Annotated in this window: 16 protein-coding genes; 6 read left to right on the forward strand and 10 right to left on the reverse strand. The window is 41.4% G+C overall.

Annotation, left to right across the window (positions count from 1 at the left end; genetic code table 11):
* Positions 1-120: 120 nt before the first annotated feature.
* Entirely contained in the window at positions 121-1,176 is a 1,056-nt protein-coding gene (locus HG263_RS02460) for a Kelch repeat-containing protein (protein ID WP_171624488.1), read from the forward strand.
* Here the strand turns inward: HG263_RS02460 and HG263_RS02465 are convergent.
* The 3 genes from HG263_RS02465 to HG263_RS02475 form a co-directional block, all read right to left on the reverse strand.
* A complete protein-coding gene (locus HG263_RS02465; RefSeq protein ID WP_171624489.1) occupies positions 1,170-4,268 on the reverse strand; it encodes an efflux RND transporter permease subunit in 3,099 nt (1,032 codons plus the stop codon). The genes HG263_RS02460 and HG263_RS02465 overlap by 7 nt on opposite strands.
* Entirely contained in the window at positions 4,268-5,290 is a 1,023-nt protein-coding gene (locus HG263_RS02470; protein WP_171624490.1) for an efflux RND transporter periplasmic adaptor subunit, read from the reverse strand. The genes HG263_RS02465 and HG263_RS02470 overlap by 1 nt, the downstream gene beginning before the upstream one ends.
* Positions 5,291-5,523: 233 nt before the next feature.
* Complete coding sequence (locus HG263_RS02475) at positions 5,524-6,498, reverse strand: DUF4382 domain-containing protein (RefSeq protein WP_171624491.1); 975 nt, start codon at positions 6,496-6,498, stop codon at positions 5,524-5,526.
* 327 nt (positions 6,499-6,825) lie between these two features.
* On the opposite strand from HG263_RS02475, the gene HG263_RS02480 reads away from it, so the two are divergent.
* Together HG263_RS02480 and HG263_RS02485 are read left to right on the forward strand one after the other, a co-directional pair.
* Positions 6,826-8,694: a methyl-accepting chemotaxis protein gene (locus HG263_RS02480; protein ID WP_171624492.1), complete on the forward strand. Its 1,869-nt coding sequence runs from the start codon at positions 6,826-6,828 to the stop codon at positions 8,692-8,694.
* 139 nt (positions 8,695-8,833) lie between these two features.
* On the forward strand, positions 8,834-12,988 hold the full coding sequence (locus tag HG263_RS02485) for a hybrid sensor histidine kinase/response regulator (protein WP_246239853.1): 4,155 nt from the start codon (positions 8,834-8,836) through the stop codon (positions 12,986-12,988).
* A gap of 289 nt (positions 12,989-13,277) precedes the next feature.
* Here HG263_RS02485 and HG263_RS02490 read toward each other — a convergent pair whose 3' ends face one another.
* The gene (locus tag HG263_RS02490) at positions 13,278-13,910 is read right to left on the reverse strand and encodes a class I SAM-dependent methyltransferase (RefSeq protein ID WP_246239854.1); all 633 of its coding nucleotides are present in this window, start codon (positions 13,908-13,910) and stop codon (positions 13,278-13,280) included.
* A 40-nt stretch (positions 13,911-13,950) separates the two neighbouring features.
* Here HG263_RS02490 and HG263_RS02495 point away from each other — a divergent pair, with 40 nt between their 5' ends.
* Positions 13,951-14,349 carry a helix-turn-helix domain-containing protein gene (locus tag HG263_RS02495; protein ID WP_171624494.1) on the forward strand — a complete coding sequence of 133 codons (399 nt, stop codon included), beginning with the start codon at positions 13,951-13,953 and terminating at the stop codon, positions 14,347-14,349.
* A gap of 52 nt (positions 14,350-14,401) precedes the next feature.
* Here the strand turns inward: HG263_RS02495 and HG263_RS02500 are convergent, their stop codons facing one another.
* From HG263_RS02500 to HG263_RS02525, 6 genes are all read right to left on the reverse strand, one after another.
* Positions 14,402-14,758, reverse strand: coding sequence for a hypothetical protein (locus tag HG263_RS02500; protein ID WP_171624495.1), 357 nt, complete (start codon positions 14,756-14,758; stop codon positions 14,402-14,404).
* A gap of 28 nt (positions 14,759-14,786) precedes the next feature.
* On the reverse strand, positions 14,787-15,635 hold the full coding sequence (locus tag HG263_RS02505; RefSeq protein ID WP_171624496.1) for a PhzF family phenazine biosynthesis protein: 849 nt from the start codon (positions 15,633-15,635) through the stop codon (positions 14,787-14,789).
* A gap of 33 nt (positions 15,636-15,668) precedes the next feature.
* The gene (gene upp, locus HG263_RS02510) at positions 15,669-16,298 is read right to left on the reverse strand and encodes a uracil phosphoribosyltransferase (RefSeq protein WP_171624497.1); all 630 of its coding nucleotides are present in this window, start codon (positions 16,296-16,298) and stop codon (positions 15,669-15,671) included.
* 12 nt (positions 16,299-16,310) lie between these two features.
* Positions 16,311-16,859, reverse strand: a complete 549-nt coding sequence (locus tag HG263_RS02515) for an NAD(P)H nitroreductase (protein ID WP_171624498.1) — start codon at positions 16,857-16,859, stop codon at positions 16,311-16,313.
* A gap of 66 nt (positions 16,860-16,925) precedes the next feature.
* Positions 16,926-17,639, reverse strand: coding sequence for an HvfX family Cu-binding RiPP maturation protein (locus HG263_RS02520; RefSeq protein ID WP_171624499.1), 714 nt, complete (start codon positions 17,637-17,639; stop codon positions 16,926-16,928).
* Positions 17,640-17,730: 91 nt separating this feature from the next.
* Entirely contained in the window at positions 17,731-19,692 is a 1,962-nt protein-coding gene (locus HG263_RS02525; RefSeq protein ID WP_171624500.1) for an FAD-dependent oxidoreductase, read from the reverse strand.
* Between the two features lie 257 nt (positions 19,693-19,949).
* Between HG263_RS02525 and sppA the strand changes: the two genes are divergently transcribed.
* Positions 19,950-21,824, forward strand: a complete 1,875-nt coding sequence (sppA, locus tag HG263_RS02530; protein ID WP_171624501.1) for a signal peptide peptidase SppA — start codon at positions 19,950-19,952, stop codon at positions 21,822-21,824.
* 58 nt (positions 21,825-21,882) lie between these two features.
* Positions 21,883-22,893 (forward strand): asparaginase, encoded by a 1,011-nt coding sequence (ansA, locus tag HG263_RS02535; RefSeq protein ID WP_171624502.1) that lies wholly within the window; start codon positions 21,883-21,885, stop codon positions 22,891-22,893.
* The last annotated feature ends 12 nt before the right edge of the window (positions 22,894-22,905 follow it).

Here is a 22,905-nt window from a genome sequence, read left to right on the forward strand (position 1 = left end):
AAATGCTGCTATAACATAAAACACACATTTCCATCAGCTTGTTTACAATTCATGACAAAACCTTATTGTAAACCCCCCTAATTTTGCTATCTTTCCATTGTGTACCCAAAAAGGATAACCATGGAACGCCGTGTTTTTATCAGCAAATTAGCTCAATTGACCCTATTGGCCAGCTCCCCGAGTTTGTTAGCAACGCCTGTGTTCAAAAAAGCCGTTTGGGTAGATAAGCCTCATTTACCTAATTACCTTCAAGAATGTTACCCCTGCCTATTTAACGAGCATTTAGTTATTGCAGGTGCGCTAGAGCAAAGTACTCCCGAAAGTGCCACTATGGGTGCAATGGATGCTTCAAATTCGTGTTATTTATTTGACCTATGCAAACAAGCTTGGCGTTTAGGTCCACAGCTACCCGTTAAGCGTCACCACTTAGGGTTGTTGACAACATCACAAGGTATATTGGCAATAGGCGGTTTTTCAGCAAACAAATCAGACCCATGGCAAGTGAAAAAAGATACTTTCTTGCTGTCTGATTTGGATGATCATTGGCAAGCATCTGTCCCCTTACCCAACCCTCAGGCTGAAGCTGGATATGCAACTATAAATAATGACGCTCATGTGATTTCAGGTAGAGGGATCATATACGGTCGCTTAGCGGATGTTAACGATCACGTGTTTTTTGATGGCAAACAATGGCAACGAGCTGCACCTTTGCCATTAGCGAGAAACTCTGGAGCATGTGTTGCTATGGATAAGGGCTGCCTATTGATCGGCGGTCGGATTCAAGATAAGCGCCATCAAAATCAATCGCAGGTCGACTTTTATGACAAAAATGCTGACAAATGGTTTGAATTGGCACCCACTCCTTTTGCATCTTCAGGTATTGCGGCTGCAAAGCACAACAATAAAGTTTACGTATTTGGCGGTGAGCAATATAACTACAGCATAAATCGCGCAGGTATTACAATGATGCATAGCAAGACTTTCAAACACATTTGGCAGTATGATTTTGCCAGTGATAAATGGCAGACACTACCCATATCGATGACCTCAACTCGCCATGGCCTTGGTGCTATCAGCACTGAAGATGGTATTTACCTCGTCGGTGGAGCTCAGCGAGCTGGCGGCGAGTTGACCACCAATACCGTTGAGCTCTTAACATTCCAGAGCGACTACTGATTGCTGCGGGCCTGTTCTAATTCCGCTTCTAAGCGCTTGCTTTCATCACCCCTTGGCTTAGTAAAACGAGCAAGTCCCAAGTAGATAACTGGGGTAAGGAACAACGTATAAAGCACCGAGATCCCCAAACCTCCAAATACCACCCAGCCAATCGCATTGCGTGCCTCTGCGCCAGCACCAACAGACAAGATCAATGGTAACGACCCCAATAACGTCGAAAACAGCGTCATTGTTATAGGTCTCAATCTCACCATTGCTGCATGTAAAATCGCTTCTTTAACATCATAACCCTTATCACGGAGCTGATCTGCAAACTCCACCAGCAAAATAGCATTTTTCGCTAGCAAGCCAATCAACATAACCAGACCAATTTGCGAATAAATATTTAAGCTGGTTCCTGTGATTTTTAATGCAACAAAGGCTGAAGCAATACCAAAAGGCACTGTGATCATAACAACCATTGCACTATTTACGCTCTCAAACTGAGCTGCCAACACCAGCAAAACAATTAAAAAGGCAAGAATGTATGTCAACATCACCTCATAAGCAGTTTCTTGATAAGTTAAGGCCTCTCCTTTAAACGCTAAATCAATGCCTGCGGGAAGCGTCTCATGGGAAAATGCCCTGATGATTTCTACTGCCTCACTCATTGCCATGCCATTTGGTAGTTCCAAGTCGAGCTCTATGGCTCTGCGCTGCGCATACCGTTCTAATTCTGCGGCGACACCTTCTTCAGCTAAATTTGCTAAACTTGACAGCGGAACCAATTGACCATATTGACTTTTAACATACAAATTAGCGAGATCGGCTGGCGTTTTTATTTCGTAATTTTGCGCTTGCAATATAATGGGTATCGACTGGTCACCCACATTTAAATCTGCGACATCATCACCATTAATTGCCGCACGTAAAGTGATCGCAATATCGCTCAACTGCACACCCAAATCTTCAGCTCGACGACGATCAATATTAACACGCAACTGAGGCTGTGATGGCTGATAGGATATATCTGCTTTGCCAAATTGTGGATAAGCGCGTTCAAGCTGTGCACTAAACTCTTGAGCAGCATTAAAAATATTCAAATAATTATCACCAAGCAGCGCAAGCTCTATTCCCCCGCCTTGTCCTCTAAGATTTAAACTGTTTGCACCAAAGGCACGTGCAGGCGCACCCGGTATTTGACCTAACGGTTCCCTAATCTTGTTTATTATCTGCTGCTGTGAAAGCTCGCGTTCAGACCAATCCACTAGCGGGGCCGTAATAAAAACAATATTCGGGTCCCACTGGCCAACAACAGTGTATACCGACAAAATTTGTTGTTGGTCAACGTAAGGTGCAAGCACGCTCTCCATTGCCATTGCTTGCCTATCCATGAAATTTAATCCCACACCATCGGGACCTCGCGCAAAAATGCGAATATTTCCTCTGTCCTCTTGCGGTAACAATTCACTTTTTAACTGACCATACATAAGCCCTGATAAACCTGCGCACAACAAGCATATGAGTAACGTTAACCATGCATGTTTCAATACCCAAGCTATCATAACCCCATAGTAGGCAGCGCATTTGCGACCTATGTATCCAAATAATAACTTGTTGTTTGACTTTTTAGGCAGTCGTGAAGTTAATGCAGGCACCAGCGATAAAGCCACAAATGAGGAGATGATCACAGCCCCCGCTAGTACACCTCCAAACTCTCGAAATAGCCGCCCTGCGGTTGAGGGTAAAAAAGCAATAGGCACAAATACTGCAACCAGTACAGCAGTCGTTGCTACGACCGCAAAAAAAACTTCTCTTGTGCCCAGCACTGAGGCTGCGCGATTCGCTAGGCCTTGAGACTTCCTTCTTTGAATGTTTTCGCTAACAACAATGGCATCATCAACAATCAAACCGGTTGCTAATACAAGTGCAAGTAATGTCAGGATATTAATCGAAAAGCCAAGTAGCCAAATGATTGCAACCGACCCCATTAATGACATTGGAATTGCGATGGCAGGGACTATGGTTGCACGCCATGAACCTATGAATACCCATAGTGTGATGACGACCAGAACTATGGTGATCAACAACGATTGCAACACTTCATCAACCGAGCCTCGGATAAACTGGGCATCATCTTGTGTGACATGAATTGCTAACTCTGGAAAGCGCAGTTTTTGGCTTTCTACCAGTTTTAGTACTTCATCAGAAATTGCGATGGTGTTTGAACGTGCTTGCCTGATCACTTCCAGACTTATAACAGGTTGGCCATCTAAACGCACCATATTGCGCGCATCTGCGGGGCCAAAATATACCGCCGCCACATCACCAATTCGCGTTTGCCCGTCAATCGTGATGTCGCGAACTTGCGCTGCAGTTATCGATGTAGCATCAGCTCTTACAATGAGCTGCTGATCGGAAGATTTTAAACTTCCCGCAGGTACATCGAATGGCGCTTGCTCTAACACTTTTGCGACTTCAGCAACTGACAGACCAAAACTTGATAACTTCAACGGGTCAAACGCCACCCGTAGGACCCGCTCTCGATCGCCATTGAGTCGAACATCCGCCACACCAGGAATAGTTAAAAATTGCGGGGCCAAGTCTCTCTCAACTCTTGCAGTGAGGGATTCCATGTCTAATGAGTCACTGCTGACGGTTAGGCTAACCACGCCTTGGGCGTCATTATCTGCTTTTATAATGGACACCCGCTCAACTTCTTTTGGCAACTCCCTTTGTACTCGACTTACCGACTCTCGAGTTTCGTTTGCCGCATCTTCAATATCAGTACCGGGTCTAAACTCAACCACAATGCGACTGTTGTTCTCTTCACTTTGTGCACGTATTGATTTTACGCCTGATACGCGTGCAACAGCTCCTTCGAGCTTGCTTGTTACCTCAGTATCAACTGTCTCTGGCGATCCACCAGGAAATGACGCACTTACCGTAAGACGCGGTCTATCTACGTCAGGTAGCTCTCTCACTTCAACGCCGCCAAGCGCGGCAATACCAGCAATAATAATCAGTAAGTTTAAAACCACTATAAGCACAGGTCTGCGAATGGCCAACGACGGCAAGTCAGATAATGAGTTATTCAAAAATGGTTTGGACATTATTGGGCCTGCGCAAATTGTGACGTTATTTTCTGACCTTCACGTAATCGTTGAACGCCTTCAACCACAAGAATTTCTTGAGATTGAATATCACCTCTGACTAGCACGTTATTCTCTTGTCGCTGCACAACTTGAACTTCAACTTTTTTTGCTGCTCCTTGCTGTGATAGCCAAACATACGGACCGTTTGGCCCCCACATAAGCGCCGCTTCAGGTATGCTCGCGTAGCGTTTGCCAAGCTTGGTCAATATAACCTTAAAACTCATTCCGGGTAAGAACTGATCATTTTCATTGTTCAATAATGCGCGTACACGAATTGTGCGGGTTTTATCGTCAATTCGCGAGTCTATATCTGCAATACTAGCCAGCAAGGAAGAGTATTCATCATGCCAAGGTACTACATTAATTTTTCTTTGATTTTTTAGCATTGAGAGTGCATGCTCTGGCGCTTTAAAATCAACATAGAGCAATGAGCGGTCATCCAATGACACTAGTTTTATTTGATTTGTAACCCAATCTCCCACTTCAATGTCAGTGATCCCAACAACCCCTGAGAATGGCGCCACAACTCGATGGTCCTGAATATCATTGGTTGCTTGAGTCACCGCTACTTGAGCCAGCTCTACCAAAGTTTGCGCATCATCAAGCGCACTTTGTGTAGCAGCCCCTTTTTTAATGCTATCTTGTAATCTTGCTAACGCACGTTTTGCATTGTCTAACTGAATTTTTGCTTGCAATGCTTTTGCTTGTTCTTGTCTGTCGTCGAGCTGAAAGAGCAAATCTCCTTTGTTAACTCGGTCACCACTTTTAAACCCTATATGGGTTACACGGTCCGCGACAGCGGGATATAAAACAACTGAGCGCCAAGCGTCTGCAGTACCAACTGCTGTTACCTGCTCCTTGGAAGCGAGAAATTGAATTGGCTGAGTGATAACAATGGTCGCAGGTCGCTCTTCTTTACCAAATAGTGACGCCGACCAAACAAGCAAGATGAAAAACAAAATCAAATTAAGTAACTGCATGTGCTTCCCAAAAGTAGTAATGCCAAATGATTAATACGTATAACCATGCTAGGTTAGATCTATCAGTGCTTTATAGCTTAGTAAGCTATTAAAAACCAATCAGTTTTACATTACTTTACGAACACATTAACAGAGTAAATTTTCACAATGCAGGATTTAAGGTAGGCAATGAGGCGGCAAAAAACCCAATGACAAATGGGCCATTGGGTTTGGGTTATCTCTAAAAGAGTCGTTTAGGGAGTTGTTTCGAAAGCAACAGTCGTGTTTTGTGACACACTCTGACTTTTTAGTTGGTAGAGTGAAAAATCCACATCCTGCACTTCAACATCATCCAAGTGGCCCAAGCAACTGTACGCGATTTGATACGTTGCAGGTTCGATAAAGGCGATAGCAAATTCATTATTCTCTTCCAACGTTGCAGTTGCAATAGGTGAGTTGCTATCCACCGGGTCTGTTTCAAAAATATCACTCGGCTGTGCGGCTTGCTCATCGTACAAGTAAATCACATGTTTGAACTGACCCTGCTCAGGCGCAAGTTCACTGTTATCAGCAATACATGCCGATTTTAATTCCTCAGAGACTGAACCTGACACGGTGAAAGTCTGCGCTGTATTCTCCAAACGAATCGCCGTCGGTTTCAAGAACACAGTATTGCCACTTTGCGGTGCCACCAAAGAGCGATTAAGGTCAAACTCTAATACAAACGAGTTAGCCCCTTCATTAACAACAACATTGTTAATTTGGATTTCACCGACCCCATCACTCCCCTTACGCTTTACATCAAGCGGTACCTGCGAATCATCGTTATAGACAAGGTGTGACCCTAAAGAAAGGTTATCTACGCTGCTACCATTAACAATGTTTGCTCTTAGCCACTGATATTCGCCAGATTCAAGCTCCACAGAATCTAGCAATGGAAATATCTTATCTCCACTGTAGTCAAGTAGGTTAATGATGATCGGGTTACCATTTTCATCTTTTGTTTCATAGCTTGTCCGCGCATCATCTTTTTGTAGCACAACACCGTCGACCATAACATTGACAGCTTTAACGTTGCTCACTGGCGCATCTGATACTCCTAAAGACATTGTAGTTGTAACAACTGTTGGCGTTGTTTGTGCTGCTGAACTACTTGAATCAGATGAACCGCCACAACCGCCTAAAATGATTGCTGCTGTTATGGATAGTAAATTAGTTAACTTATTCATAAGTTACCCTTTCGATTATTGAGTTAATCACAATGCAATATACAATAATAAAGGACCAATATGAATGCGACTTGAATACGCCTTTAGTATCAACTTTGGCGACAATTGTATCTTTAAAGAATCTAACTCACGTACAAAAGACAGGGATTGGAAAACATCTATTATGATAGAAGCTGGATAAGTAACAAATATATTACATAAATGTTTAAAGCAAATTAATCTAACTGTTTAAAGTTTTGCGATATCTGGTACATTAAAGCAAAACTAACATTGCAAGTTTTTGTTAATGTTTTACATTTATATGATGTCGAGTGTTGGAGATGTGCCGTGAAGTTCAAACACAAAATTGTTATTGTATCCTCGTTAGTCTTGTTTCTTGCGCTCAGCGTTTTATCAATCAAACAATACTTTTCAATTAAACAAAATCTAGAATTACAAGTTAGTCATAGCGTTAATGAAATAATCCAAGGGATCAGTAATACCGTTACAGCACAAATGCAAGGCAGTATCGATTTAGCCACATTGGCGACTTCTTTGGTGTCGCAAACCGACTCTCTACAAAGCGCATATCCAATTTTATCGCAGCCAAAACTAACAGAACAATTTTTGTTAATTGGCTATGGCGAAGAAAGCACAGGCAAATATATAGCCAGCAACCCTTCTTGGAACCCTGGCCCTACTTGGGATCCTCGTAAAAGGCCATGGTACACTGACGCCAAGGATGCGGGAAAGCTAATAGTCACTGCACCTTATGCCGACTCTGTGAGTAAAGAAATTGTCGTATCTGTTGGTACACCTGTAACAAAGCAAGGTCGTTTTCACGGTGCGTTGTTTTATGATGTGAGTTTAGCCAAGCTTGGCGATATGATTAACTCTTTCAACTTGTTTGATGCTGGTTTTGCGTTCATGGTTAGTACTGATGGCACTATTATTTCTCACCCTAATGTCAGTCTTAACGGCGATAAAGCAAGTAAATTTTTGGGTAACACCGCATTTAGCCAAAACCTACAATACATCACGTTGAACAACACCGAGTATCTCATTGATTTCCAAAAAGTAGAAGGTTTTGACTGGTTAGTCGGTGTGGCATTGGAAAAAGACAAAGTATTTGAGGCTGTTACAGAAGTCACTCAGGACTCTATCTTATTTACTACGTTATTTGTGATCATCAGTATCGTGGTTTTATCTTTTGTTATTAACCTCTTACTCAAGCCGCTATCAGATATTAATGATGCAATGGCGAACATTGCTAAAGGGAATGCCGATTTAACGGTAAGACTTAATACTAATAGTGACCCTGAGTTTGCTTCGCTGGCTGAAAATTTCAACCTGTTTACTGCACGTTTGCAACAGCTTATCGCAGATATTCAAGTACTCGGACATGAAATTCTTGAAGACGCCAAACAAACGTCTTCTGGAGCAAACCAATCAAGCAATGCTATTTCAAGGCAGTTAGAATCTCTAACGTCTCTAACTGCAGCGACAGAGCATATGTCTGAAACAGAACAACGTGTCGCCAACTCTGCGCAGGAAGCTGCAGAGGCGATTCAAAATACAGATACAGCTGCAGTTGAAGGGCAAAAGATTGTTGCGCAAACCACTGATACGATAGCTCATTTGTCAGAGCAAATATCTACTGCTGTAGACGTTGTTAATGATTTAGAAGTATCAACCAGTGGTATTGAGCAAATATTGTCAGTTATTAACGGTATTGCGGAGCAAACAAACTTGCTGGCGCTAAATGCTGCGATAGAAGCTGCGCGCGCTGGTGAGTCAGGTCGTGGATTTGCTGTTGTTGCGGATGAAGTACGTACCCTTGCCCAGCGCACACAAGAAGCCACAACTGAAATTAAAAACATGATTGACCAATTGCAAGCTGGCGCGGTAAATGCTGTGCAAGTGATGAAGCAAAGCCAGAGTGTGGTTGAGAAAACAGTAGGCAAAGCAGATGAAACCAGTGATTCTTTGCAAGCGATTCGTACTGCAATTGAACACATCGTAAAGCTGAACCTGCAAATTGCAGATATGCTTAACGAGCAAAGACAAGTGGTCAGTGAAGTAAATACCAATGCAATGGAGATCAGAAATATCTCTGATATGGTCTTTAACGAAGCAAAAACCGTTGACCACACCATGAAGAGCCAAGTAGAAAAGATAGCAGAGCAAGAAAGCATGCTTGAGCAGTTTAAAGTTTAAGCAAGTTTGTTTGAGGTTTAGCTGCATCACAGTGGCTCAAAGTGCATGAACCCTGAGATATACCAATTCAGAGAAAATATTGAACAAGTTAATGGAATGTGAAGTAAGTTTTTAACAATACTATTTGATGAAAGAGCTTATGACTAAATTTTTTATATACGCAATGCTATTGTTTGCGATCTTGTATCTCAAAAGCTCTTTCGCCCAATCTCCTTTTTTAGTCAATGAGTATTCAGTAAAAAGGCTTACAGCAGAAGATGGTTTTGTTTCTTCTGAAATATATTCTATTATCCAGGATCATCAAGGGTTGCTTTGGTTTGGTACTGCTGAAAATGGGGTTATGCGTTTTGACGGACGCAAAGTCACTCTGTTTGAATTTGATAGTATGAGCAAAAATACGCTCTCTCATAATGATGCTGGCAACCTCATGCTAGATAATTATGGCAATATATGGATTGGTACCTGGGGAGGAGGCGCTAATCGATACGACCCCAAAACAGGAAAATTTGCAAACTTTCTTCATGACCCTAAACGAACAGATTCGATTTCCGCAAACAGGATCCAATCACTACATCATGATCAAGAGGGCATTATTTGGCTTGGCTCCTACGATCAAGGATTAAATCGTTATTTAGGTGACGGTAGATTCGGCCATCTTAAGCAAGATAATTCTGCTCTTACTCACAATCGAATTTGGGACATAGAAGATAATGATAAACACTCAATTTGGGTCGCGACTAGTTATGGTTTAAACCTCTACAATAAGCTGTCAAACACCTTCCTATACTATTTACCAGACCCTACAAACAATACACCTACAGGTGCCAACGAAATTAGGCATATTTTAAAAAGTAGTGATGGAACAATATATGTGGGCACCCAAAAAGGCTCATTTGTTTTTGATACCGACTCAACGAACTTTACACCTATTAGCGCACCTAATGGTGAGAGCTTAGGCCAAGTAAATTCGATGATAGAAGATAGCGAAGGTTTTATTTGGTTCGTAACCAGCAATGGTGTATTCAGGTACTCCAGTGCTGTTGATAAAATTGAACAGTTAGACCTTGCTCATAATAACGGCTTAAGAATTATTTTTGAAGACAGTGCCAAAACACTTTGGATCACAAACGAAGTACATGGTATATACAAACTTGTACGGCATAGAAAATTCAAGTCACTAAAACATCCTGAGCTAAGCGCTCCCAACGGAATTTTACCCGATAAAGACGGTGATATATTAATTGCGAACTCAAAGTCTGAAATTTTTAAGTGGCACTCGGGGGAGCAAAGACTAAGCAAATTATCAGGTGCTGTTTTTAATGAAAAAAATGGCTTCAACAATAACCGCCTATTAGAACGACCAGTTCTATTTTTAGCCGATAACAACCTATTATGGGTCGCTCAAGACGAAGGCTTAGCCAAGTTTGATCTTATTAAAAATAGCGTTCAGTTAGTGACATATCCCAAAGATGATCCGAAGCACCAAGAGTTTAGGGAAATTAAGGCATTGAGCCAAGACACAAATGGTCATATTTGGATAGGCACATATAAAAACGGGGTGTATTTATACAATCCACACCGTAACTCGTTCACCCACTTAAGTACTGCAGCTGGTTTGTCTCACCCTGAAGTTCTCGAAATATTTAAAGATCAAGACGGCAATATGTGGGTTGGCACTGGAGATGGCATTAATATTTGGCTACAAAATGAACAGCGCTTTTTACCTCTAAAAAGTAATCAATATCAATCTGACAGTCTTTTGGGCAGTATTGTGCAAGACATCCATCAAGTAAGTGATGGCAAAATATGGATTGCGACCCAAAAGGGACTCAACTTGTATCAACCCGAGTCACATAGCTTTCAACACTTTAACGAACAACATGGGTTACCTACCAATTTAATCAGAGCTATTTCGGATGACGATGAGGGCCACTTATGGCTAACCACAAATAAAGGCATTTCTAGATTTAATCCTTTCAATCAAACGGTTAAAAACTTTGATAGTCAAGATGGTTTATTGGGCATCAATTACTACCCTAGTAGCTTAGTAAAAGGTGCAAATACAACTTTATTTACAAGTAGTCCTAGAGGTGTAGAATACTTTAGCACCAACTCACTACGATCCGATGTTATTGACCCAAATATTGTTTTGACTGGCTTTAATATAATGGGCCAAGCTGTTTCCCTTGATCTCCCCTATTCCTATATCACTGACATTGAGATATCTCATTTAGACTATGTATTCTCTCTTGAGTTTTCAGTTCTTGACTTTATCTCCCCTCAAAAAAATCAATATGCTTATAAACTGGAGGGATACGATAAGCACTGGATAGAGATCGGTAATCGTAATATGGCTACTTTTACAAACCTTGATGGCGGAGATTATCGGTTTTTAGTTAAGGCTACTAATAGTAACGGCGAGTGGGGAAATAAATTACTCACCATAAACCTGCACGTTGCACCTCCATTTTGGCAAACTTGGTGGGCCTATATTTTCTATCTATTATTCATTAGCACTATTGTCTTTGTGGTTATTTATCTAAGAACTCGTTTGCAGCGATTGGAGATCAATAGACAAAAACAATTTGTAGCTCAGCTCGAAAAGCAAGTTTCAGAGAAAACAGCATCTTTAGCTGCACAAGCAAAGGATTTAGCTACTGCGTTGGTAAAAGCTGAAGAAGCAACCCAACTCAAGTCAGATTTTCTCGCAAACATGAGTCATGAAATTAGAACTCCGATGAATGGCGTCATTGGAATGTTAGAACTTCTAAAATCAGATTCACTTCGCCCTGAACAAAAACATGCGATAGATATTGCAAGTACGAGTGCAGGCTCTCTTCTAACGCTAATCAACGATATTTTAGACTTTTCTAAAATCGAAGCTGATAAGCTAGAACTAGAGTGCATTGAGTTTGATTTTGTGAAACTTTTAGAAACACTTACCGAATCAATGGCATTAACAGCGCAAAGTAAAGGCATTGAAATTGTGCTTAACTTGGTCGACATACACACTCCTATTTTGCGTTCAGATCCAAACCGCATAAGACAGATTCTAAGCAACATTATTAGTAACGCTATCAAATTTACCGAGCGAGGCGAAGTTACCATCGTAGCTAAGCTTATTCCGATAGTTCGTAATAACCGTTATATTTTGAGCTGCGAGATCTCTGATACAGGTATTGGAATCCCAAAAAACAAACTCGCTTCATTATTTGACTCTTTTAGCCAAGTAGATGCATCAACCACACGTAAATATGGCGGTACAGGACTTGGTTTAAGCATCACTAAACGGTTATGCCAGATGCTAAATGGCGATGTATCAGTGGTAAGCGATGAAGGGATCGGCAGCCGCTTTACGGTGACTTGCGAAGTTACTCTAGCAGGACCTAAAAGAATATATCAGTTTGATGAAGTGAAGCTACACGTACTCATTGCAACCTGTAACACAGCATCGCGTAAAGCAATTAAAAATCAACTTGAATGCTGGGGTGTGACTGTAACAGAGGCTGATCAGCTCGCCTCCCTTCTAAACATACTTGAACAACACAATCTCAGCCACCTAGAAAACTGCCAGCCTTTTGATATCGTTTTTTATGATAAGGGGTTATTAAATATCCAAAATAGATCTTTTGCGGATAAACTACAAAAAGATGTACGCTTTACACCTGTAAAATTTGTTGCGATGACCGAGTTTGAAGATTACTACCAACATAGTCAAGAACATAACTCTGACACTGAACAATATTTGTGTAAGCCGGTTACCCAAACATCTCTTTTGCATGTGTTATCAGCCTCGAATCGCAAAGCTAGGTCAATCGTTGAACAACAGAATAATTTGAATCAATTGATTAAGGATTCCTCCACTAATGTATGCGAATTTAATTGGGCTGACAATACTCGCGTATTGCTTGTGGAAGATAACAAAATAAACCAGCTTGTTGCACTAAAGGTGTTACAAAACATTGGCCTTGAAGTTCAAATTGCAGCAAACGGTATACAAGCGCTTGAAAAAATTCGTACCCAAGCTGATACAGAACCATTTAGTATAATTCTAATGGACTGCCAGATGCCACAAATGGATGGATATCAAGCAACGGAAAATATTCGAAATGGTAGCTGTGGCGAAGCGATGGTATCTATTCCTATTATTGCCATGACCGCAAATGCTATGCAGGGGGATAGACAAAAGTGCCTCGATGCTGGAATGGATGACTACCTCACTAAACCCATCGTCGCTCAAAAAGTAATTGAAAAACTCGCTCTGTGGCTTTCAAAGCCAGCGACTAAAAACTAGCAGGCACAAAATAATTGCTTGTTGAGAAACTCAGCAAAACGCCTGTGATGAGCAATACTTTGCTAATCAAGCCAACTTCTGGTTTTTAATGCCAATCGGCTTAACTAAGCAGCCTATTTTAAGGCAAGAAAATCTTGTCGCTAGCTAGGCAAAAATTTGTGCTTTAGTTGTGCAAAATGAGACTTTTTTAACGAGTGTTACTCCCTCTTAAAATAGTTACGGCCCGTTTTTGCACAATCGAGATTATTTCAACAGTGCTTGTTTGCTTTTCATCCTTTAATTTGCAAATTTAACTATTCTTTGTTGCAATCGCTTGCACCACAGCACCTAACCCTGTGTGAAAATCACCCTCAATAACTTCTCTTTCTAGCTCTACAAGATGGTTAAATTTTAGATTCGGTAGTTCTTGCGTTAATGTTGCCTTGGTTTGCATCGTATCGATACAGCTTCCACCTCCCGTTCCATATCTAGGCTGATCAGGGGTATAAGATTCGGTTAAAAACACACCACCATTCACCAACCCTTGCTCTACCTTTTGATAAACTAACTTTCGTATTGTCGACGGCAACGGGCAAAATATTGAAATAATGCCATGCCATTGATTTTCGCCAAACTCAAACTCGGCTAAATCTGTATGAATGCACTCAATATAGACATTATGACGCCTTGCAAGCTTTTGTGCCTTTGTCAAACCAACAGCGGAGCTATCAACAGCGATAACTTTATAGCCTAGTTTTGCAAGAAATACGGCATTACGCCCTTCGCCTTCCGCAATACTCAGTACTTTTCCTTTTGGTAAAAGTTGTACCATGTCTCTTAAGAAGTCGTTGGGTTGCTCACCGTACACGTACCGTTCTGAACTGTATCTTTGATCCCACATTGGTAATTCCTCTTGGTTACTCATTGTTATTTGTGCGACCATGCTACTACTTCAAGTCAACTTTAAGTCAAGGCCATTAGTTATGGATATTGGGGAAGCAGCAAAACGCTCAAACCTACCCGCATCTACGCTGCGTTACTACGAAGAAAAAGGATTAATAAAATCGATTGGTCGCAATGGTTTAAAAAGAGTATTTGCCAATGATATCGTTGAAAAACTCGCGTTTATTTCATTAGGGCGTATAGCAGGGTTATCCCTTGATGAGATTAAACAGATGCTATTGCATGGCAATATGAAGGTTAATAGAAGTTTGTTGCTTTCAAAAGCAGATGAGATAGAGGCTCAAATCAATCAACTTACGTTGATGCAAGATAGTCTTCGCCATGCAGCTAATTGCCCTTCTACCGACCATTTTGAGTGTCCGAAATTCATAAAGTTACTAAAACTAGCGACTGGGAGATGGAATAAATCTAGGCGCTAATACAGTTCTTTTTAAAAACTTGTACAGCTGCAAAGCTCGCCAGTCCGCAAATTTAATTCAAACGCGTCAAAATAAAATCAATACTCAATACAGAGCACGCAAGCAGCAAGGATAATCCGCTGAGCACCATCATGGGTTGATTAAATAAGCCCTGATACATCACAAAGCCCAAAACAGCACACCCAAGCTGCGATATAACAATATGTAATAAAGAGATATTTGGATATTTCAGTGCACTAACCGACATGACTAACAAAGACAACAGACCTAAAATAGCGAAAACAAGACTTAAAATAGCGCCCATACTTAAGTCTAAATCACGAATAAACACCCATACGCTCACTAAGCTTATCCCAAACCAAATAAAGGCTGCAGGCCAAATTAACACTCGTAATACAACCTTAATCACATTCGCTCTCATACTAACTAGACTGCTGTCATTCGGGAACAAAAGAACCCACTTTGGTAACGTATCCACTGACAATCACGTCCGTGATCTCACCTCGTTCGTGAACAAGCTCAACGTCGATTTCACTTGGTCTGTCAACAAAACGACCTTGCTTAATCGTTACCTTTTTATTGGTTGTTAAGCCATGTTCAAACAAATACACCGCAACAGGCCCTGCTGCACTGCCCGTGGCGATGTCCTCAACGGAGCCTCGGTTATCCCACGTTCGACCTTCAAAATTATTAATATCAACTAGATATAAAAATTTGGCTTGATACTTCTCGAGCATGGTTTCAAGCTCTGTGGTTTTAAATGCCACTTTACTCAAACCATGTTCAATGGGCACTACCAGATAAGGCAGCCCCGTTGTTATCACTTGAGCCGGATAATCATGGGGTTGTAAATGACCAATACCAAGCGCTTCGTAAAACGGCTCTGCTTGCGCTGAACTGAGGGTCGCAATAAACTCAGGGGCTCCTTGATGCATTGACGCTTTGAAGTGCTTGCCTTCCCATAAACTCGAAAGTTCGACCACAGTGTGATTTAGCGCAATAGACCAATTGCATTGCTGCTGTGGCGTAGCAATACTTTCATGCAGATGATAAGTCAGGCCTAATAGTGGATGCCCAGCAAAATCTAGTTCTTCTTCCATGGTAAAGATCCAAGCGCGGTAAGGATGTGCATTTGTGTTAATAAAAATCGACTCAAATTGGCGCATTTCCCGCGTCCAAGCCTGCATCTTGCGCTTGTCTAGTGGCTCATCAAAGTCATAGAAGATAGTTAAACCATTACCTTGCAGTTTGTGCTTACTAAACACATCGACGAGTTTGCAGTGCATACTTGCTAATTCCTAACGAAGTTATGTCCTAATCTACACAGTACCAAAGATCTTATCACCCGCATCACCAAGGCCAGGTACAATATAGCCGTGCTCATTTAAGTGGCTATCCAAGGCTGCTGTATAAATTTCAATATCAGGGTGCGCCTCTAATGTCGCTTTTACACCTTCAGGTGCTGCGACTAAAACAATGGCTTTAATATGCGTACACCCAGCGCTTTTGAGCATATCAATGGTAGCAATCATCGAGCCCCCCGTTGCGAGCATAGGGTCTATGACCAGACTTAAGCGCTGTTCAATTTTGCCAACCAGTTTTTCAAAATATGGCACCGGTTCAAGCGTTTCTTCGTTTCTTTGGAGCCCTACTACGCTCACTTTAGCTGACGGTATTAATTCCATTACACCGTCCATCATGCCCAGCCCTGCGCGTAAAATAGGCACAACCGTGATCTTTTTACCTTGCAGTTTATTTACCTCAATACTATCACCTTGCCAGCCTTTAATGAGGTTAGCTTGCAAAGGCAGGTCTTTGGTGGCTTCGTAGGTAAGTAACGTGCCAATTTCACTTACTAATTCCCGAAAGCTTTTGGTGCTGATCCCATATTCTCGTAGTAGCGCTAGTTTATGTTGTACTAATGGATGGTCAATAACATGCAGTGACATAGCAAAAACCCTTTAAAGCTCAGTAAAAAATGTGTCTGGAGTGTGTCGTACTGGTTTCGTACAATCCACAGTAGGCGTTCCCAAATATAGATAGCCAACTATTTCATCTTGCTCATTTAACCCTAGCAGAGATTTTACCGTTGGGCTTTGTGCAAAATAACCTGTTCTCCAAACACCAGACAAACGCTGTGCAAATGCCGCCTGCTGCATAGCAAATACACTGCAAGCCGCACTTTCAATTTGTTCAATACGGGGGACTTTTGGGTGCTCTTGATAAGGAGAAACTGCAATAATAATCATAGGCGCACGCTGAGGTAATGCTTTTGCACGACTAATTGTTCTTTCATCTTGCTCTTCTGCGACAGCTGCTTGGTAGTAAATTTCACCTAATTTATCGCGTGCATCATCTGCCACAATAATAAACCGCCAAGGCGTTAAACCACCATGATCTGGCACTTTGAGAGCCGCTTTTTTTATCACTTCAAGTTGCGCGGCAGATGGGCCAGGAAAAGACAAATTGCTATCTGATTGACGGGTCGTAAGGAGTTCGATGGCATCCATTTTTTTATTACCTTAAAATCTATTTTTATTGCCAAGAGGATACCATCGTACGCATTCGTCAGCTATCTATGACACGTTTTTTCTTTTATTTTCAAACCTATTGTCAAAGTGTCGCTTTAACCAATAGTCAATACTGAGAAAACGACCACCACTGCTAAACAATAAGCTGAGCAACATAGCAAAATAAATAGCCGAAAATTCTATTCCGTTGTTTAATATAACAACATTGCCTTTTTCATATAGGTAATCAGGATAACCATGGGTTTTAACTAAGGACTTGATCTTATCTAGTCGTTCAGCCACTTGCTCACTGTTATTCAAGCTCTCTTGGGCTGCAGAAAATCCAAGCCAGTTAAACACCTGTGCGGCACTCGTTTGTGGGTTGCTTGGCGCTACCGAAAACCAACCATTCTCCCAATGCACACTAGTCGCAGCAATAAACATAGTGAACAACAAAGGAATACTAACAAGCCGAGTCAATAAGCCAATAAGCAGTAACCAGCCCCCCAAAAACTCACTCCATCCAGCTAAAAAGGCTAAAACATCAGGAAAAGGCAACCCCAACCCCCACTGTTCATTACCAAACCATGAGATAACATTTTGATCGGCCAGTAAGTTATTAGGAAAACCGATGTTATCATTGGCAATGTTCAGTTTGTTATAACCTGCAATTATCATCACGGGTGCGACGATAAGCCTCATTATTAAAGCGGGTAAGCCGTCAAAAATACGTATTTTTGAAAAAAGTAAGTGGTAGGTTTTATAAAGGGTGTGGTGCATAAGCGGCCTATCTAATAATTGATGATATTAACTATTAGTCTAGACCGCTCTTTACGTTTGTTTATTACAAACTAAATGCAGTTAGCATATTTTAAATTAAACGAGCCGCTTGCAACGCCTCATAAATAGCACGTTTTGCATCAATTGCACTGGCTAGTTTAGCCCCACCGATAACATGGTGATTCGAAGGCAAACTTTCCTTATCGAATAGCTTATCGTTAGATACTTGGCCAATACAAGCAATGACGGTATCTACGTCTAGCCATTTTTCCTCGCCAGCCTGTTTAATTAACAAGCCTTTGTTTGAAAAAGCCAAGTATTCACACTCAGCCAATTGCTCTACTTCATGCTGCTTTGCAACTTGGCGGTGGATCCAACCTGTCGTTTTGCCAAGCTCACTGCCAAAGCGACCTGCACTGCGTTTAAGCATGTAAAGCTTTCGTGGGTCTTTAATTAGCTGTGGCTCACATTCGATGCCCCAGTGATGCTTAAACTCTTCGATAGATTGTTCTGGTTTTTCAGCTAAAAAGGCAACCATATCAAAGCCAATGCCACCAGCACCTAAAATTGCTATTTTGTCACCCAACTCGACGTCTTTGCGGATCACTTCATCATAAGCAAACACCCGTTTACCATCACTACATTCAATATTTGATAATCGAGGGCTCACGCCAGTGGCAAATACCACATCGTCATAGTCATTAGACATAGAGTCTTCATACGATGTATTAAGATCGATTTTAACCTCAAGGCGCGACAATTCTGATAGATAATAAGCCAATGTCTTTTTAAAGTCTTCTTTACCTGGGATCCGCATCGCTAAGTTAAACTGTCCACCTGGTTCAGCGTTTTTATCGATAATTCTGACCTTATGACCTTTGCTTGCTAAATAGTAACCTGCCGATAAACCTGCTGGGCCCGCACCAACCACTAGCACACGCTTCTTATTATCCGTTTTCTCAAGAGGGTAATCCAATTCATAACCCGCTTGTGGGTTGACCAAACACGTCGCACGCTTGTTTTTAAACACGTGGTCCAAGCACCCCTGATTACAACCAATGCAAATGTTGATTTGTTCACTGTGGTTAGCGGCATATTTATTAAAAAACTCAGGATCGGCCAATAACGGTCGGGCCATAGAGATCAGATCAGCTTCTTGGTTATTTAAAATATCATTCGCTATATCTGGTGTATTAATGCGGTTAACCGCTATAACGGGGATGTCGACCACATCTTTCAAGCGTTTTGATGCTTCTTTAAACGCCCCCGGAGGTACCATACTAGCAATTGTCGGTACTCTCGCTTCATGCCAGCCTATACCAGTATTTAAAATATCTACTCCAGCAGCTTCTAACGCTTTAGCTTGCAATGTCACTTCTTGTGGCGTTGAGCCATTTGGGATCAGGTCCATGACAGATAATCTAAAAATGATGAGAAACTTATCAGATACAACGGCACGTACCGCCCTAACTATCTCAATAGCTAAACGCATGCGATTTTCCAGCGTACCTCCGTACTCATCATTACGTTTATTGGTATGGTTAGCCATAAACTCGTTAATTAAATAGCCTTCTGAGCCCATAATTTCCACGCCGTCATAACCCGCCTTTTGCGCCAGCTTAGCTGAATGAGCAAAGTCTTGGATGGTACTTTTAATCATACCTTTTGACATTGCTTTGGGTTTATAAGGGTTGATAGGCGCTTTAATAGCACTAGGTGCTACGTTAAACGGATGATATGCATAGCGGCCTGCGTGCAATAATTGCAAACAAATTTTTGCGCCGTGCTTGTGAACAGCATTGGTATAAGCTTTATGCTTTATCACATCGTAAAAAGAGTTAAACGAAGACGAAATAGGTGTTAACTTACCACGTAGGTTTGGACTGTAACCGCCTGTGATTAATAACCCTGTACCGCCTTTGGCTCGGGCCTCATAAAACGCACTTAGCCTCTTGCGATTATGCCATCCTTCTTCTAATCCTGTATGCATCGAACCCATTACTAAACGGTTTCTAAGCGCTGTGTGTTTTAATTCTAATTGTTTTTCTAACATTATCTGCCCCAACTAACTGGTCTAACCTGTGCAACATTAACAATTTTTTTCAAATTAGCAAGCTCAACAGTCAGTAAATTAATTGTTTACAAAGACTACTCCCCTTTTAACCTTTTACTTTACAAGCTTTTTTGCTTGCTTTTTAGTCAAACAGGAAAGTTTAAATACTTCGTTACGTTTTTGTCCTAACACAGCAATACAAACTGAGTTATGATAATTCCATATAATAGTAGGCAGTTCTTTTATGAGGATATGTTTTGAATCTAATTGGTAAATTTTTTAAAGCCTTGTGGCACGGCCTGAACTTTTCACGCCGCCTAATATTGAACTTGATTTTTTTCGTGATAATAGTCGCTGCGTTAGTCGCTGCATTTAGTAGTGGTGAAAAGATCACTGTGTCAGACAACAGTGTATTGCGGCTCAATCTTAATGGTTTTTTAGTTGAAGAGCTTACCTATGTTGACCCTCTTGATGCTGCGCTAAACGACTTACGAGATTCTGGTGATCAACCAAACGAAATATTATTAGATGACGTTTTAAAAGTTATTCATAAAGCAACTGTCGACAACCGTATTCAAGTTTTATTACTAGATTTAGAAAACTTACATGGTGGACACCTAGATAAACTTGAAGTTATTAGCCAAGCAATAGACCAATTCAAAGCTGCTAACAAAAAAGTAATCGCACATGGCTCCTACTACTCTCAAGCACAATATTATTTGGCATCACATGCCGATAATATTTCACTGCACCCATACGGCGGCGTCAAAATAAAAGGTTTTTCATCTTACCCAATGTACTTCAAAGACGCATTAGACAAGTTGAAAGTCACACCACATATTTTCCGCGTTGGTACATACAAATCAGCCATAGAGCCCCTTATTCGTAACGATATGTCTGATGCCGCAAAAGAAGCGAACAGTTTATGGCTTGGGGAACTGTGGCAACAATATAAGAAAGAGATAAGTGAAGCACGTCAGTTTAATCAAGACACCTTTGATGAAACGTTAGATAGCTATCAAGCAAAAATGCAAGCAGTACAAGGCGACTTTGCTCAATATGCGCTTACAAACGGGTGGGTGGATGAGCTTAAGACTGATCAGCAACTACAAACAGAGCTAATTGACTTAGTGGGTGTTGATAAAAACGGTAAAACGTTTAAGCAGATTTCATTCTACAAATACTTAGATATGATTAAACCTCCTGTGAAGTTCGAAAATCCAGTATCTGAGAAAGTCGCTGTTATTGTAGCGCGTGGCTCAATTGAAGATGGTAAGCGAAAAGCAGGTACTATTGGCGGCGATTCAACCGCAGCACTTCTTAAAAAAGCGCGTTTAAATGACAAAGTTAAAGCCGTTGTTCTGCGTATAGACTCTGGTGGCGGAAGTATGTTCGCTTCAGAAACAATCCGTAATGAAATTATTGCAATCAAAGCTGCAGGTAAGCCTGTTGTAGCGTCAATGGGTTCTGTTGCTGCCTCTGGTGGCTATTGGATTGCAGCGTCAGCTAACGAAATTTGGGCTGCACCTAGCACCATCACAGGCTCTATTGGCGTGTTTGGCGCAATCTTGACCTTTGAAAATTCTTTAAAAGAGCTTGGCATTCACTCAGATGGCGTCTCTACTACTGAGCTTAATTCAATCTCTATTGCTCGCGGCGTTGACCCTCAAATTAAAGATATCTACCAACTAAGCGTAGAAAACTCGTATGACAAATTTATCTCCTTAGTTGCAAAAGAGCGCAATATGGACAAAGCCGCTGTGGATAAAATTGCGCAAGGTCGCGTTTGGACGGCAACACAAGCAAAAGAGTTCGGCTTAATTGATAACTTAGGTTATAAGGAAGATGCGATTAAAGCTGCCGCTAAACTAGCTAACTTAGATTTTTATGATGTGATCACGATTGAGCAAGAGCTATCAGAGAAAGAGCAGCTACTTCGTGAGATTTTCGGTTCAGCAACCGTGCAAGCTGCGCTTGCTGGGGTATCAACAAACTCTGCTATAAATGTTTTAACAAATGGATATTTAGCGCCAATTACGTCACAAGTGAAGCAAAACTTGTCGTTACTTAATGAGTTTAATGATCCAAACGGCACCTATGTTCGCTGCCTAGTCTGCGAAGTGACTTTCTAACTGCCAATGTGATGCTGCAGTTGGTATACTTAGCCCAGAATATATTCTGGGCTTTTTTATGAAAAGAAAAAAAATATACATCGCTTATACTGGCGGTACTATTGGTATGAAGCAGTCAAGTCGTGGCTATATCCCCGCTGAAGGCTACCTGACTGAAACAGTAAAAAATAATGCTGAGTTCACTCGTGAAGAAATGCCTTTATTCGATATTCATGAATATTGTCCCCTAATTGACTCATCCGATATGTCTCCTTTGCATTGGCAAATGATTGCCGATGACATTCAAAAAAAGTATGACCAATACGATGGCTTTGTAGTGCTACACGGTACCGACACCATGGCGTATACCGCATCTGCGCTGTCGTTTATGTTTGAAAACTTAACTAAGCCTGTGATTGTTACTGGCTCTCAAATCCCACTGTCTCAATTGCGCTCTGACGGTCAGGTTAACTTACTCAACGCCATGTATTTAGCAGCTAACTACCCTATTGCGGAAGTAAGCTTATTCTTCAATAACAAACTGTTTAGAGGCAACCGTGCCACTAAAGCCCACGCTGATGGTTTTGATGCTTTCGCTTCACCCAATCTGCAACCTCTTGCCCAATCCGGTATCAATATACAGTTGAAAGAAGGTAAGCTCAGTCCATATGTAGAACAAGCACTGCAAGTGACAAACATTGTGCACCAATCCATAGGGATTTTGTATTTGTATCCAGGGATCAGTGACGAAATCATCAACAGCGTTATCAACAGTGACATCAAGGCTTTAATTTTACTGAGTTTTGGTGTTGGTAATGCCCCTCAGCAGCCTAACTTTCTAGCCGCATTGAAAGCCGCCAGTGAGCGCGGAGTGGTGGTTATTAATTTAACTCAATGTATTCAAGGTCAAGTCAATATGGGTGGCTATGCAACTGGTAATGCACTGCTCAATAGCGGTGTATTGAGTGGCTTTGATATGACCATAGAGGCCTGTATTGCAAAATTACATTATTTATTTAGCCAAAAACTAGAGCTAGAAACAGTTAGACATCTTATGCAAGATAATCTGCGTGGCGAGCTGACAAGGTAAAATTGGTATTAT

Source organism: Pseudoalteromonas caenipelagi (genome assembly GCF_013140855.1).
In the GTDB taxonomy this organism is placed as follows: domain Bacteria; phylum Pseudomonadota; class Gammaproteobacteria; order Enterobacterales; family Alteromonadaceae; genus Pseudoalteromonas; species Pseudoalteromonas caenipelagi.

Bases quoted from the DNA above. Each gene is read 5' to 3' on its own strand.
- HG263_RS02460 (WP_171624488.1), top strand. From the start codon at position 121: ATGGAACGCCGTGTTTTTATCAGCAAATTAGCTCAATTGACCCTATTG.
- HG263_RS02465 (WP_171624489.1), bottom strand. From the start codon at position 4,268: ATGTCCAAACCATTTTTGAATAACTCATTATCTGACTTGCCGTCGTTG.
- HG263_RS02470 (WP_171624490.1), bottom strand. From the start codon at position 5,290: ATGCAGTTACTTAATTTGATTTTGTTTTTCATCTTGCTTGTTTGGTCG.
- HG263_RS02475 (WP_171624491.1), bottom strand. From the start codon at position 6,498: ATGAATAAGTTAACTAATTTACTATCCATAACAGCAGCAATCATTTTA.
- HG263_RS02485 (WP_246239853.1), top strand. From the start codon at position 8,834: ATGACTAAATTTTTTATATACGCAATGCTATTGTTTGCGATCTTGTAT.
- HG263_RS02490 (WP_246239854.1), bottom strand. From the start codon at position 13,910: ATGGTCGCACAAATAACAATGAGTAACCAAGAGGAATTACCAATGTGG.
- HG263_RS02495 (WP_171624494.1), top strand. From the start codon at position 13,951: ATGGATATTGGGGAAGCAGCAAAACGCTCAAACCTACCCGCATCTACG.
- HG263_RS02505 (WP_171624496.1), bottom strand. From the start codon at position 15,635: ATGCACTGCAAACTCGTCGATGTGTTTAGTAAGCACAAACTGCAAGGT.
- upp (WP_171624497.1), bottom strand. From the start codon at position 16,298: ATGTCACTGCATGTTATTGACCATCCATTAGTACAACATAAACTAGCG.
- HG263_RS02515 (WP_171624498.1), bottom strand. From the start codon at position 16,859: ATGGATGCCATCGAACTCCTTACGACCCGTCAATCAGATAGCAATTTG.
- HG263_RS02520 (WP_171624499.1), bottom strand. From the start codon at position 17,639: ATGCACCACACCCTTTATAAAACCTACCACTTACTTTTTTCAAAAATA.
- HG263_RS02525 (WP_171624500.1), bottom strand. From the start codon at position 19,692: ATGTTAGAAAAACAATTAGAATTAAAACACACAGCGCTTAGAAACCGT.
- ansA (WP_171624502.1), top strand. From the start codon at position 21,883: ATGAAAAGAAAAAAAATATACATCGCTTATACTGGCGGTACTATTGGT.